The organism is Caulobacter sp. GW821-FHT09H08 (genome assembly GCF_059415885.1).
Genome location: NZ_JBWKOC010000005.1, coordinates 277,765 through 290,768 on the forward strand (window position 1 = coordinate 277,765; position 13,004 = coordinate 290,768).

General features: G+C 68.1%; 13 protein-coding genes. 5 read left to right on the forward strand and 8 right to left on the reverse strand.

The features are described from left to right. Positions 1-72: 72 nt before the first annotated feature. Together AC07NN_RS19140 and folK are read right to left on the reverse strand one after the other, a co-directional pair. Positions 73-2,118 carry a M13 family metallopeptidase gene (locus tag AC07NN_RS19140; protein ID WP_494644644.1) on the reverse strand — a complete coding sequence of 682 codons (2,046 nt, stop codon included), beginning with the start codon at positions 2,116-2,118 and terminating at the stop codon, positions 73-75. Positions 2,119-2,202: 84 nt separating this feature from the next. Then, positions 2,203-2,691 carry a 2-amino-4-hydroxy-6-hydroxymethyldihydropteridine diphosphokinase gene (gene folK, locus AC07NN_RS19145; protein ID WP_494644648.1) on the reverse strand — a complete coding sequence of 163 codons (489 nt, stop codon included), beginning with the start codon at positions 2,689-2,691 and terminating at the stop codon, positions 2,203-2,205. A gap of 49 nt (positions 2,692-2,740) precedes the next feature. Here folK and AC07NN_RS19150 point away from each other — a divergent pair, with 49 nt between their 5' ends. Both AC07NN_RS19150 and AC07NN_RS19155 read left to right on the forward strand, forming a co-directional pair. After that, a complete protein-coding gene (locus AC07NN_RS19150; protein WP_494644650.1) occupies positions 2,741-3,337 on the forward strand; it encodes a LabA-like NYN domain-containing protein in 597 nt (198 codons plus the stop codon). A gap of 1 nt (position 3,338) precedes the next feature. Further along, positions 3,339-4,016, forward strand: a complete 678-nt coding sequence (locus AC07NN_RS19155; protein WP_494644652.1) for a uracil-DNA glycosylase — start codon at positions 3,339-3,341, stop codon at positions 4,014-4,016. A gap of 84 nt (positions 4,017-4,100) precedes the next feature. Here the strand turns inward: AC07NN_RS19155 and AC07NN_RS19160 are convergent, their stop codons facing one another. From AC07NN_RS19160 to glpK, 3 genes are all read right to left on the reverse strand, one after another. Continuing rightward, positions 4,101-4,949 (reverse strand): alpha/beta hydrolase, encoded by an 849-nt coding sequence (locus AC07NN_RS19160; RefSeq protein ID WP_494644657.1) that lies wholly within the window; start codon positions 4,947-4,949, stop codon positions 4,101-4,103. A 2-nt stretch (positions 4,950-4,951) separates the two neighbouring features. Next, positions 4,952-5,998: an SMP-30/gluconolactonase/LRE family protein gene (locus tag AC07NN_RS19165; RefSeq protein ID WP_494644662.1), complete on the reverse strand. Its 1,047-nt coding sequence runs from the start codon at positions 5,996-5,998 to the stop codon at positions 4,952-4,954. Between the two features lie 69 nt (positions 5,999-6,067). After that, the gene (glpK, locus tag AC07NN_RS19170) at positions 6,068-7,558 is read right to left on the reverse strand and encodes a glycerol kinase GlpK (RefSeq protein ID WP_494644667.1); all 1,491 of its coding nucleotides are present in this window, start codon (positions 7,556-7,558) and stop codon (positions 6,068-6,070) included. A 165-nt stretch (positions 7,559-7,723) separates the two neighbouring features. On the opposite strand from glpK, the gene AC07NN_RS19175 reads away from it, so the two are divergent. From AC07NN_RS19175 to AC07NN_RS19185, 3 genes are all read left to right on the forward strand, one after another. After that, the gene (locus tag AC07NN_RS19175; RefSeq protein WP_494644669.1) at positions 7,724-8,809 is read left to right on the forward strand and encodes a DUF2336 domain-containing protein; all 1,086 of its coding nucleotides are present in this window, start codon (positions 7,724-7,726) and stop codon (positions 8,807-8,809) included. A 58-nt stretch (positions 8,810-8,867) separates the two neighbouring features. Further along, on the forward strand, positions 8,868-9,647 hold the full coding sequence (locus AC07NN_RS19180) for an NAD kinase (protein ID WP_494644677.1): 780 nt from the start codon (positions 8,868-8,870) through the stop codon (positions 9,645-9,647). Positions 9,648-9,749: 102 nt separating this feature from the next. Next, positions 9,750-10,241: an Hpt domain-containing protein gene (locus AC07NN_RS19185; RefSeq protein WP_494644684.1), complete on the forward strand. Its 492-nt coding sequence runs from the start codon at positions 9,750-9,752 to the stop codon at positions 10,239-10,241. 9 nt (positions 10,242-10,250) lie between these two features. On the opposite strand, the gene AC07NN_RS19190 is transcribed toward AC07NN_RS19185, so the two are convergent. The 3 genes from AC07NN_RS19190 to folD are packed head-to-tail and all read right to left on the reverse strand — an operon-like array spanning position 10,251 to position 12,923. Beyond that, complete coding sequence (locus tag AC07NN_RS19190) at positions 10,251-11,657, reverse strand: D-arabinono-1,4-lactone oxidase (protein WP_494644687.1); 1,407 nt, start codon at positions 11,655-11,657, stop codon at positions 10,251-10,253. A gap of 13 nt (positions 11,658-11,670) precedes the next feature. Continuing rightward, positions 11,671-12,030 (reverse strand): c-type cytochrome, encoded by a 360-nt coding sequence (locus AC07NN_RS19195; RefSeq protein WP_494644690.1) that lies wholly within the window; start codon positions 12,028-12,030, stop codon positions 11,671-11,673. Then, entirely contained in the window at positions 12,030-12,923 is an 894-nt protein-coding gene (gene folD / locus AC07NN_RS19200) for a bifunctional methylenetetrahydrofolate dehydrogenase/methenyltetrahydrofolate cyclohydrolase FolD (RefSeq protein WP_494644696.1), read from the reverse strand. Before folD ends, AC07NN_RS19195 begins: the two co-directional genes overlap by 1 nt. Between the last annotated feature and the right edge of the window lie 81 nt (positions 12,924-13,004).

Consider the following 13,004-nt stretch of genomic DNA (forward strand, 5'->3'; position numbering starts at 1 on the left):
AACATCAGCTTTTGCGAGCGGGCGCTTATGCCCGCTTCGCAAGTCAAAGTCTACCCTTTAGGCAGCGCGCGCCTACCAGACCTTCACGCGCTTCTCCGGCGGCAGATACATGCTGTCGCCCGGCTTCACGTCGAACGCCGCGTACCAGTCGTCGAGATTGCGCACGGTAAAGGCGCGGTACTGGTCCGGCGCGTGGCCGTCGGTGATGATCTGCTGGCGCAGGGCCGCCGGACGCGCATAGCCGAGCCAGCTCTGGGCGTAGGCCAGGAAGAAGCGCTGGTCGCCGGTCAGGCCGTCGATCACCGGCGCGGGCTTGCCCTTCAGCGAGGCGTGATAGGCATCCAGCGCCGCGCCCAGGCCGGCGACGTCAGCGATGTTCTCGCTCAGCGTCTGCTTGCCGTTCACGGCCAGATCGGGGAACGGCTTGTAAGTGTCGAACTGGTCGGCCAGGGCCTCGCCCGCCTTCTGGAAGTGGGCCAGATCGGCGTCGGTCCACCAGTTGCGCAGACGGCCCTGGCTGTCGAACTGGGCGCCCTGGTCGTCGAAGCTGTGGCTGATCTCGTGGCCGATCGTGGCACCGGTCGCGCCGTAGTTGGCGGCCGCGTCGTTGTTCAGGTCGAAGTTCGGCGGGGCCAGGATGGCGGCCGGGAAGTTCAGGCCGTTCAGCATCGGCAGGTTCACGGCGTTGACCGTCTGCGGGGTCATCACCCACTCGCCGCGATCGACCGCCTTGCCCAGCTTGGCCAGGGCCGTGGCGTAGTCGAACTGCTCCGAGCGCTTGACGTTGCCGAAGGCGTCGCCGCGCACCACCGAATAGGTCGAATAGTCACGCCAGGTGTCGGGATAGCCGACGCCGACCTTCAGCACGGCGACCTTCTTGCGCGCCTCGGCCTTGGTCTTGGCGTCCATCCAGTCCAGACCGTCGATGCGCTTCTCGAAGGCGACCTTCATGTTGTCGACCATGGCCGTCACCTCAGCCTTGGCCTGGGCCGAGAAGTACTTGTCGGCATAGAGCTTACCGACCGCCTCGCCCAACACGGCGTTGGTCGAGTTCACCGCCCGCTTCCAGCGCGGCGACAGGGCCGGCGTGCCTTGCAGGGCCTGGCCGTAGAAGGCGAAGCGCTCGTCGACGAACGCCTTTGGCAGGACGTTGCTGTAGTGGTCCAGCAGGTGGAAGGTCAGGTAGTCCTTCCAGGTGTCGAGCGAGACGCCGACCACGGCCTTGCCCAGACCCGCGACCATCGTCGGATGCCAGACGATGAAACGCGGCTGGCCCGACAGCTTGGCGGCGGCGAAGAAGGCGGTCCAGTCGAGGCCCGGGGCCTTCGTGGCGAAGTCAGCCGGGGTCCAGCTGTTGTTGGCTTTCTGGACGTCGGCGCTGTCGGCGCGGGTGCCCGAGGCCTGGGCCAGCTGGGTTTCCAGGGCCACGATCGCCTTGGCCTTGGCGGCCGCGTCGGCCACGCCGCCCAGGGTCAGGATCTTCTCGACGTGGGCCAGATACTTGGTCCGCGCCTCGACCATCGAGGCCTTGTCCGAGACGTAGTATTCGCGATCGGGCATGCCCAGGCCGCCCTGCAACAGGAACGGCGCGTACTTGCTGGTGTCGTCGAACGACGGCGAGACCCACAGGCCGAGCACGTTGTCGGTGTAGAAGTCGGTGGCGTTCAAGGCGTCGACATCGGCGCGGACATTGCCGCCCAGCACGGTCGCCAGCTGCTTCTTGTCCTTGATGGCGGCGATGCGGGCGAGATCCGCCTTCAGCGGCGTGACGCCCTTCGCCTCGATGCCGGCCTCGTCCATGTAGCTGGCGTAGTAGTCGCCGACCCGCTTGCCGTCGCCGCTACCGCCCTTGGCGGCGTCCTGGATCAGGTCGACGGTGCGCTTGCTGGCCTCCTCGACCATGACCGCGGTGATGCCATAGCGGCTGCGGTCGGCCGGGATCGGGTGGGTCTTGATCCATTCGTTGTTGGCGTAGGTCCAGAAGTCGTCGCCGGGCTTGATCGTCTTGTCGATCGAGGTCAGGTCGACGCCGCTTTTGACTTGGGCGAAGGCGGCGGGCGCGGCGGTCAGCAGCGCGCAGGCGGCGGCGCAGGCGAGCAGCGAGCGGGTGAAGGTCATGTGAGCGGATCCTTTGGGCGTCCCCCCGGACGCTTGGTGCGGAAATTTGGCCGGACTATGGGCGCCGCTCGCGCCGGGCGGGGATTAAACTTTGGCAATGGAGCGTGCGTCGCGCCCCACGGTCGCATTGGCCGCCAGGCGGAAGGCCGGCTCGCCGCTGACCGGATGCACCCAGGCCGAGGCCAGCTCCACCAACGGCCCCATGACGAAGAGCCGGTCGTGGGCGCGGGGGTGCGGCACGACGAGGTCGCCCTCGAGCACCGTCCGGCCGTGGGCGACGAGGTCCAGGTCCAGGGTGCGCGGGGCATTGGCCTCTTCCCTCGCCCGGCCGAAGCGGTCCTCGATCCCGTGCAGCACATCCAGCGTCTCGGCCGGCGACAGGGCCGTCTTCACGATGGCGACGCCGTTCAGATATTCGGGACCGCTGGGGTCGGGCCAAGCCGCCGAGGCCCACCACGTCGAGTGCGTGACGAGCTCCAGGCCCGCCTCGACCAGCGCCGCCAGGGCGGCCTCCAACAAGGCTTCGCGACTCGTGTAGGCTCCCGCCACATTGCAGCCGAGCGCCACGATCACGGCCTCGTCCAAGTCATTTCGATCGAGCTGATTTTTCAAGGGATTACCCATGACCTTCTACCCGACCGACCGGTTGGCGTTGTTCATCGACGGGGCCAACCTCTACTCCGCCGCCAAGGCGCTGGGCTTCGACATCGACTACCGCAAGCTCCTCGACGAGTTCAAAAAGCGGGGAATCCTGATCCGCGCCTACTACTATACCGCGATCGCCGAGAACGACGACTATTCGCCGATCCGTCCGCTGGTCGACTGGCTGGACTATAACGGCTTCACCCTGGTCACGAAGCCGGCGCGCGAATTCACCGACAGCCAGGGCCGCAAGCGCTGGCGCGGCGACATGGACATCGAGATCGCCGTCGACATGCTGCAGATCGCGGAAACGGCCGACCACCTCGTGCTGTTTTCCGGCGACGGCGATTTCCGCGCCGTGGTCGAGGCGGTGCAGCGCAAGGGCCGCCGGGTCACCGTGGTCTCGACCATGAAGAGCCAGCCGCCGATGACCAGCGACGACCTGCGCCGCCAGGCCGACAACTTCGTCGACCTCGCCGACCTGGGGAACATCATCGGCCGCCCGCAGCGCGCCCCGCCCCGCCAGTACACGGACAACCGCACCCCCGCCGAACGCGAAGCCGACGACGAGTATTGAGATGAGCCAGCCCTCCAACATCGTCGGCGAAGTCGTCCCGAACCCCGCCGAGCCGCCGCGCGACTGTCCGCTATGCCCGCGCCTGGTGGCCTATCGCCGCGAGAACCAGGAGCTCTATCCGGACTGGTTCAACGGCCCGGCCCCCTCGTTCGGCGACAAAGACGCCCGCCTGCTGGTCGCGGGCCTGGCCCCGGGGCGCAAGGGCGCCAACCGCACCGGCCGGCCGTTCACCGGCGACTATGCCGGGACCCTACTCTACGAGACCCTGATCAAGTACGGCTTCGCCATCGGCAAGTTCGAGGCGCGGCCCGATGACTCGCTGAAGCTGGTCGGTGCGGCCGTGACCAACGCGGTCCGCTGCGCCCCGCCCGGCAACAAGCCGGAGACCTCCGAGGAGAACAACTGCCGCCCGTTCCTGAAGGCGCGGCTGGACATGTTCCCCAACCTGAAGGTCATCGTCACCCTGGGCGACGTCGCACGGCGCAATGTGCTGAAGACCCTGGGCCTGAAGGCCTCGGCGGGAATTCCGGGCCATGGCTCGGAGTTCCAGGCCGGCCCCTATCGGATCTTCAACAGCTATCACTGCTCGCGGCTCAACACGAACACCGGCCGCCTGACGACGCCGATGTTCGAGGAGCTGTTCGCGCGGGTGAAGGCGTATCTGGACGAGAACCCCTAGGGGGCGCGCGTCAGGCGAAAGTGTGTGCGGTTTCGCCGCCAGACGCGCCTCTGCTTAAGAAGATAGAGCCTGCTCCTGCAGACTCTATCTGGGCTTCAGCCAGCCCCCGTCGGCCATCCACTCCAGCAGCCGGTCCGGCCAGACCTTGACCGAGGCCTTGGTGGTCCGCAGGCCCAGATTGAAGCCGTGACCGCCAGCTTGGTAGAGATGCAGCTCGACCGGGACCTTGGCGGCGCGGAACTTGGGCAGCAGGTCCACCAGCGGCGCCGAGCAACACTCGTCGTCATTGGCCGCGACCATGAAGGCCGGGGGCGCGTCGGCCGGCACCTTGTCGGGTACGCCCAGCGGTCCGGGATAGACCAAGACCTGGAAGTCCGGCCGCGCGCTGGCCGCGTCGACGGCGTCGGTCTTCGGGTCGTTGGCCGCGCCCTGGTAGACCTCCAGGTTCACCGTCTCGCCGCCGGCGGAGAAGCCCATCAGGCCAATCCGCTTGGGGTCCACGCCGAACTCAGCCGCATGGCTGCGGACGTAGCGAACGGCTCGGACCGCATCCTGGCGCGAGTGGTCGATCGTGTAGGGCGAGCCTTCCTCGCGGAACAATCGGTACTTCAGCACGAAGACCGCAATGCCCTTGGGATTCATCAGCTTGGCGACTTCCGAGCCCTCGGAGGTGATCACCAGCCGCACGTGACCACCGCCCGGCAGCACGATCAGGGCCGCGCCATTGGCGAGTTCCTTGGGCGGCAGATAGGCGGTGATCGAGGGGTTGTTGACACTCTTGACCCAGTAGTCGGCGGCCTGCTCGGGGATCGCCTTGCGGCTTTCGAACCCCGGCGCGCCATTGGGCCATAGCGAAATCTGCTGTTGGGCGCAGGCCAGGCCGGGGGCCAGCAGTAAAGCCGCCAGAACGGCGTGTTTGGCGAGAGGATTCATCGCTATCGAACCAGACCGACCGTCTTGGTGCGCACGCGCGCCACGACGTGGTTAGAGGTGAGGTACAGGGTCTTGCCGTCGCGGTCGCCGAACGTGCAGTTGGCGACCGGACCGCCAGTCTCGATGACACCCAGCAACTTAGCTTGCGGCGTCAGGATCATGATGCCGCCCGGCCCGCTGGCGAACAGGCGGCCTTCGCCGTCCACCTTCATGCCGTCCGGCAGGCCCGGGCCGCCGGCCTTCTGCAGCTCGGTGGCGTCGAAGAACACCTTGGCCGACTTGGGCAGACCGTCCGCGCCCAGGTCATAGGCCATGATCACCGGCCGCTTGGGATCCGAGACCGAGACGTAGAGCCGCTTGTTGTCGGGCGACAGGGCGACGCCGTTCGGGAAGGAAAGCTTGTCGTCGACCAGCGCCACCTCGCCGTTCGGGCGCACCAGATAGACACCGTTGAACCGCATCTCCTTGGCGGGCGAGGCGTCCAGCCCCTCCAGGCCGTAGGGCGGATCGGTGAAGTAGAACGAGCCTCGCACGCCCTCCGGACCGCGCCGTTCGACCACATCGTTGGGGCTGTTGAATTTCTTGCCGTTGTAGCTGGACGCCAGGACCGTCTTCTTCCTGGTCTCCAGATCGAGCTTGACCAGGCTGCGGTTGCCGCAGTCGCAGATCACCAGCTCGCCGGCTAGGCTCATGGTCGCGCCGTTCGAACCCGCCTCGCGGAAGATCTTGGTCGGCGGGCCGTCATAGCCGGACGGCTTCAGGAACACCGTCTTCCCGGTCTTGGCGCTCCAGCGATACATGACGTTGCCTGGCACGTCCGAGAACAGCAGGTACTGGCCTTCCCAATGCCAGACCGGGCCCTCGGCCCAGGCGATCCCATCCGCGATCTGCTCGATGGGCGCATTGGCGTCGATGATCGCGTCCAGCTCGGGCGACAGGCGACGGATGCGGCCGATCTTGGGATAGGCCGGCGCGGCGGCCTCGGCGATCGATCGTCCTCCGGCGATCAGGGCGACACCGGCGCTCAGCAGGGTGCGTCGGGTGGTCATGGCGGTCTCCGCTTCTGATTGGTCAGACCTTAGAGACCATGACAACGATGTCATCGCAACCGGGGATCGTCAGGACCGGACGCGCGGCACCGCATCCAGCCAGCGGGCGTAGGCGGCTTCCCGCGCATGCTCCTTGATCGCCGGCGTCAGGGTCTCGGCGGCCGGACTGGCCTCGGCGGCTTCCTCGACGGAGGCGTAGAGCCCTGCCCCGACGCCGGCGAACAGGGCCGCCCCCAGGGCCGTGGTCTCCTGATAGCTGGCGCGGCGCACCGGCAGGCCGGTCAGGTCGGCCAGGCGCTGCGAGAACCAGGCGCTCTTGGACATGCCGCCGTCGATGCGCAGTTGCGCCGCCTCGCCAAAGGCCGAGGCCGCGTCGGCGCGCATGGCCTCGATCAGGTCGCGGCTCTGGAGCGCGCAGCTATCGAATGTGGCCGCCGCGATCTCCGGCAAACCGGCGTCGCGTGTCAGACCAAAGATCGCGCCGCGCGCGCCGGCGTCCCACCAAGGCGCGCCGAGCCCGGTGAAGGCCGGCACGACGACGACGCCGTGATCGGCCTTGGCCGCTCGCGCCAAGGCTTCGGCGGCGCGGGGGCCGCCGGTGATGCCCAGTCCTTCACCCAACCATTGGATCGCCGCGCCCGCCACGAAGATCGAGCCTTCGAGCGCGTAGGTGGTCTTGCCATTCACCCGCGCGGCCACCGTGGTCAGCAGCCGCGAGCGAGAGATCGGCCGCTCTTCACCGGTATTGATCAGCATGAAGCAGCCGGTGCCGTAAGTGGCCTTCATCTGGCCGGGGGCGACGCAGCCCTGCCCCATCAGCGCCGCCTGCTGGTCGCCGGCCACGCCCCGGATCGGAACCTCACGTCCCAGCACCTGGGCCTGCGAGGCGCCATAGTCGTCAACGCAGTCCAGCACCTTGGGCAGCAGGGCGCTCGGCACGTTGAACAGGTCCAGCATCGCGTCCGACCAGGCCTGGGCGCCGATGTCGAACAGCAGGGTCCGCGAGGCGTTGGTGGCGTCGGTCGCGTGGACCGCCCCGCCCGTCAGCCGCCAGATCACCCAGCAGTCCATCGTGCCGGCGAGCAGTTCGCCCGCCTCGGCCCTGGCCCGCGCGCCCGGGACCTTGTCGAGGATCCAGGCGATCTTGGTGGCCGAGAAGTACGGGTCCAGCAGCAGGCCGGTCAGCTCGGTGACGCGCGGCTCATGGCCCTCGGCCTTCAACTTGGCGCAGACGTCGGCGGTGCGGCGGTCCTGCCAGACGATGGCCGGATGGATCGGCCGGCCGGTCGCCTTGTCCCAGATCACCACCGTCTCGCGCTGGTTGGTGATCCCGATCGCGGCGATGTCGGCGGCGCGCCCGGAGGTCTCGGCCGTCTCGCGCAGAACCGCGACGCAGGCGGCGTAGATCTCCTCTGCGTCATGCTCGACCCAGCCGTCGGCGGGATAGCTCTGACGCAGCGGCCGCGAGGCCTCGGCCAGCGGCTGGCCGGCGCGATCGAACAGGATGGCCCGGGTGCTGGTCGTACCCTGGTCGAGGGCCAGGATCAGGTCTTGAGCCAACTACGCATCCTCCACTCAAGCTTGCGACATCTCGCCGCGCCAAACGGCGTCCGTGTCCTTGCCCTGTTTAAGCATGTTTTCATTTGGGGGCAGCAAGGTCATCCTCGTCCGGTCTTCCGGATTCGAGGAGGCGGGACCATCCAAGCCGTCGAGATCGCATCGCTGATGAAACTGGCCCGCAGCCGCGAGCCAGGGGACCGGGAGCGTCTGCTCACGGGGATCGTCGATCTGTGCGAGGCCGGCCAGGCCAGCGGCGAGCCGACCCATCCCGACATCCAGGCCCTTCTGAATTCTATCTTCATGACCCTGGTGGTCGAGGCCGAGCGCGACATCCGCCGCCGCCTGTCCGAACGCCTGGCCGACGCCGACTGGGCCCCCTCGGCCCTGATCAACATCATGGCCCTCGACGAGATCGAGATCGCCCGCCCGATCATCGCCCGCAGTCCCGTGCTGCAGGATCACGACCTGATCCGCCTGCTGGTCCAGGCCACGCTGGAACACCAGATCGAGATCGCCCGCCGGCCGAAGCTGCAGGCCTCGGTGGTCGAGGCGATCATCGAGCGCGACGAGCCCGCCGTCCTGACGGCCCTGGCCTCGAACGACACCGCCGACATCTCGTCCGGCGCCATGGGCAAGCTGGTGAACCGTTCGCGCGAGGTCGTCGCCCTGCGCTCGCCCCTGGCCCGGCATCCGAAACTGTCCAGCGACCTGGCCGAGCAGCTCTATCTGCTGGTCGGCCGCACGCTGCGCGACGCCCTCACCGGCCGTTTCCAGCTGGATCCGACCAAGATGCAGGCCGCCGTCGACGAGGCCCTGCGCGCGGCCCATCGCGGCGAATCCGATCCCGAGATCGGCCCCGTCGAGCAGGACGAGGACCGCGAGGACATGGAGCGCTCGCTGATCGAGAAGCTCGACTCCGCTGGACAGCTTCGGCCCGGTTACCTGTTGCGCGTCCTGCGCGAAGGCCGCCTGCCGCTGTTCGTCCTGGCCCTGGCGCGCCTGGGTAAATTCGAGGCCGCCCAGATCCGTCGCGCCCTCGACAGCGGCCGTCCCGAACTGCTGGCCCTGGCCTGCTCGGCCGTGGGTATCGACCGCAGCGTCTTCCCGACCATCCTGGAACACGTCCGCCAGCTGAACGGCGGCCGTCCGGGCGGCGGCGACGAAGGCGTGCGCCGCGCCGCCAGCGCCTTCGGCCCCTTCACGCCGGACATCGCCGGCATGGCCTTCCGCCAGGCCGTCGGCACGGCCTGACAGGCCCTGTCCCACAAGCCCCTTTGACAAACCTGGGGGCTTCACGCCTCTTGGCGCCATGTACCAAGCGCAACCCTTCGTGACTCGCCTGGGTTTCCGGTCCAGCGACCGGCCCGAGGCCATCGAGGGACGAGAGCGACTGATCGAGCGCTATGGCGATGCGGGCGACAACGCCCAGGTCATCGTCGCCCTCGGCGGCGACGGCTTCATGCTGGAAACCCTGCACGACTCGATCGCCAGCCAGACCCCGATCTACGGCATGAACCGCGGCTCGGTCGGCTTCCTGATGAACGAGTACAGCGAGGATGGCCTGCTGGAGCGGATCAACGCCGCCGAGCGCGCCGTCATCCATCCGCTGGCCATGGTCGCGATCGATGCGCGCCGGGTTCAGCATCGGGCCCTGGCGATCAACGAAGTCTCGATGCTGCGCCAGACTCGCCAGACGGCCAAGCTGCGCATCTCCATCGACGGCAAGGTGCGGATGGGCGAGCTGGTCTGCGACGGGGCCCTGCTGGCCACGCCCGCCGGCTCGACGGCTTACAATCTGTCCGCCCACGGCCCGATCATTCCGATCGACGGCCAGGTGTTGGCCCTCACCCCGATCAGCGCTTTCCGCCCTCGCCGCTGGCGCGGAGCCCTGCTGCCGCAATCGGCGCGGGTGACGTTCGAGGTGCTGGAAGCCGACAAGCGCCCCGTCTCGGCGGTGGCCGACAATTTCGAGGTCCGCGACGTCATCGAGGTCCACATTTCCGAGGATCGCGGCACCTCGCTGTCGATGCTTTTCGATGCGGGGCGCAGCCTGGAGGAAAGAGTTCTGGCCGAGCAGTTCTCGGCTTGAGTTTCCACCTGAGACGTTGGGTCGCAGAAACTCCGGTCTCATCCAATATTAACGCCTGCTATGTTACCGGTTCCCAACTATCCGCCGCTGGGGAGGCGAATCGTGACGAACAAGAACACCGCTGAGGTGATCCAGGTGCCGAACATGCTGAAGCTCAAGGTGGGCGGACGTGGTGGTATCGACATGGCCGCGATCGCCAAGGCCGAGGCCGCGCTGAAGAGCCTGTCGGGCAACTTCGCCGCATGGCTGAACGACGAGATCGTCAAGCTCGAAGCCGCCCGCCAGGCTGTGCGCGCCGAAGGCCTGAACGCCGAAACGGTCGAGACCCTCTATCTGCGGGCTCACGACCTGAAGGGCCTGGGCGCGACCTACGAGTTCCCGCTCATCACGCGTCTGGCCGCTTCGCTTTGCAAGCTGATCGACGATCCGGACACCCGCCTCCAGGCGCCGATGTTCCTGGTCGACGCGCACATCGACGCGATCAAGGCTTGCGTCCGCGACGACATCAAGGTCGACACCCATCCGGTGGGCAAGGCCCTGTCGACCGAGCTGGAATCCCGCGTCGCCGACTATCTCGGCAACGCCGCGGCCTAACCACGCTCGTCACGTCAGGCCGAACAGGCCTTTCAGGTACGGATTGAGCATCCGGGCTTCCGGGTCCAGTTCCTGGCGCACGGCCAGGAAGTCGTTCCAACGCGGATAGATCGCGCCCAGCTGTTGCCCGCGCAGGGTATGCAGCTTGCCCCAGTGCGGCCGGCCGTCGTAGCGGCGGAAGATCGGTTCGATCAGCTCGTACAGGAAGCTGAAGTCGTCGCGGTAATAGGCGTGCACCGCCACCGAGCCGCGCGGTCCGCCCTGGAAGGGCGACAGCCAGGCGTCGTCCGGCGCGATGCGGCGTACCTCGATGGGGAAGAAGACGTCCGGACGTTCCTTCTCGATGGTCGCCACCACTTCGGCCAGCGCCTTCAGCTGGTTCTCGACCGGCAGGTGGAATTCCATCTCGTTGAAGCGCACCGGCCGCTCGGTCGACAGCAGCTTCCAGCCCTCGTCGACAGCCGTCTCGGGCTTGGCCGAGGACAGCAGCGCCTTGGCGGCCGCCTTGCGCAGCGGCGTGGCGAAGCCCAGCAGGTTGCGCAGCCCCTTCAGGGCCTGCAGGAACTCGACGTCCTGGTCGGGGCCACGGGCCTCGGCCGGATCGTCGGTCTCGTCGTGGCTGATATTGGCGGCCAGGCCCGTGAACGGCACGGCGTAGAACTCGAAGTTCCGGTGCTGAGCCCAGCGCGCGTCGGCCTTGGCCAGGGCCTCGTCGAAGGGCTCCAGCCAGACCCTGCGGCGCAGGCGGCGGTTGGCGCTCGTTCTGATCCGCACCTGAGTGATGACGCCCAGCGCGCCCAGCGAGACCTTGGCGGCCTGGAAGATCTCAGGGTTCTTCGCCGCGTCGGCGTCGATGATCTTGCCTGAAGGGGTGACCAGCCGCAGGCCCGTGACGTCGCCATGGATGGCGCGGATCTTCTCGCCCGTGCCATGGGTGGCGGTGCCCAGGGCTCCGCCCAGCGACTGCTTGTTGATGTCGGGCAGGTTCGGCAGCGCCCGGCCCTTCTCGGCCAACAGCGGGCCCAGAGCGCCGAGCCGGGTGCCGGTGCGGACGATCGCCTCGTCGCCTTCCCAGCCGACCACCCCGGCGATGGCGTCCAGCGAGATCAGGGTCCCGTCGGTCGGGGCCAAGGCGGTGAACGAGTGGCCCGAGCCCACGGGCCGGATCGGCGCCTGGGCGACCTTCAGGGCGGTGGCGAGCTCGCCCTCGTCCTTGGGTCCCAGGCGAGCGGACGGATAGGCGTTCTGGATACCCGACCAGTTGCGCCAGAGCAGCTTGCCCTGGGCGTTGACCGAGGCCGGGGCCGTGGGTTCGGGCTTGTCTCCGGTGGCGACCACATAGGCCGCGCCCGCGCCGCCAGCGACCACCGCTGCTCCCGTTCCGCCCGCGATCAGGGCCCCGCGCCTGGAGATCATGTAGCCGCCTCGCCTATTTGGCCGAGTCTTCGCGCCCCGCCATGAATCGGATCAGACCCTGGAAATCGGCCGGCGTGCAAGTCGCGCACTGACCGGTGGCCGGCATGGCGTTGAAGCCCTGGATGGCGTGGTCGAGCAAAACCTGCTCGCCCTGCTTCCAGCGCGGGTCCCAGGCGGCGCGGTCATGGACCAGCGGCGCGCCCGTGTCTGGGATGGCGTGGCACGCGTGGCAAGAGGTCTCGTAGAGCGCCGAGAGCTTGGCGTCGGCCGGGCGCAGGGCCAGGGCCTGTTCGGGCGTCGGCGTCGGTGGAACCTTGGGCCCGCAGGCGGCCAGGATCAGGGCGGAGGCGGCGAGAACCAGCGCCCCCCGCACTAAGCGATCCCCGACAGGCGTTTGGCCGCCGTCACGGTATTGGCCAGCAAGCAAGCGATCGTCATCGGTCCAACGCCCCCCGGAACCGGCGTGACCGCGCCGGCGACTTCCCGAACCTCGTCGAAAGCGACGTCGCCGACAAGCCGGGTCTTGCCCGCCGCCGCGGCTTCCGGGTCGCGGGCCGGGAAGCGGGTGATGCCGACGTCGATCACCACCGCGCCGGGCTTCACCCAGTCGGCCTTGACCATCTCGGCCCGGCCGACGGCGGCGACGACGATGTCGGCTTGCCGGACGATCCCCGGCAGGTCCTGGCTGCGCGAGTGGGCGATGGTCACCGTGCAGTCGGCGGCCAGCAGCAACTGGGCCATCGGCTTGCCCATCAGGTTCGAGCGACCGATCACGACGGCGTTCTTGCCCGTCAGGTCGCCGATCACGTCCTTCAACAGCATCATGCAGCCCGTCGGCGTGCAGGGCGCTAGGGCCGGTAGGCCGCTGGCCAGGCGGCCGGCATTGGCCACGGTCAGGCCGTCGACGTCCTTGTCGGGCGACAGGGCGGCCACGACGTCCATCTGGCTGATATGGGCCGGCACCGGGAACTGGACCAGCACACCGTGGATCTTCGGATCGGCGTTGAGCTTGGCGACCACGGCCAAGAGCTCGTCCTGGGTGGTCTCGGCCGGCAGGCGGTGGGTCTCGGAGTACATGCCAGCGGCTTCGGTCTGCTCGCCCTTGTTGCGGACATAGACCTGGCTGGCAGGATCCTCACCGACCAGCACGACGGCCAGTCCGGGGGTGATCCCATGTTCAGCCTTCAGCGCCGCGACCTCCACGGCGATCTTGGCCCGCAGATCGGCCGCGAAGGCCTTGCCGTCGATGAGTTTGCCCTGCGCCATGGTCGTTCTCCTGCGTTGCCCGTCCCTAGCCTTTGGAGGCGAGACTCGCAACGCTGAGGGGTTGACCACCTCCCCTACCCG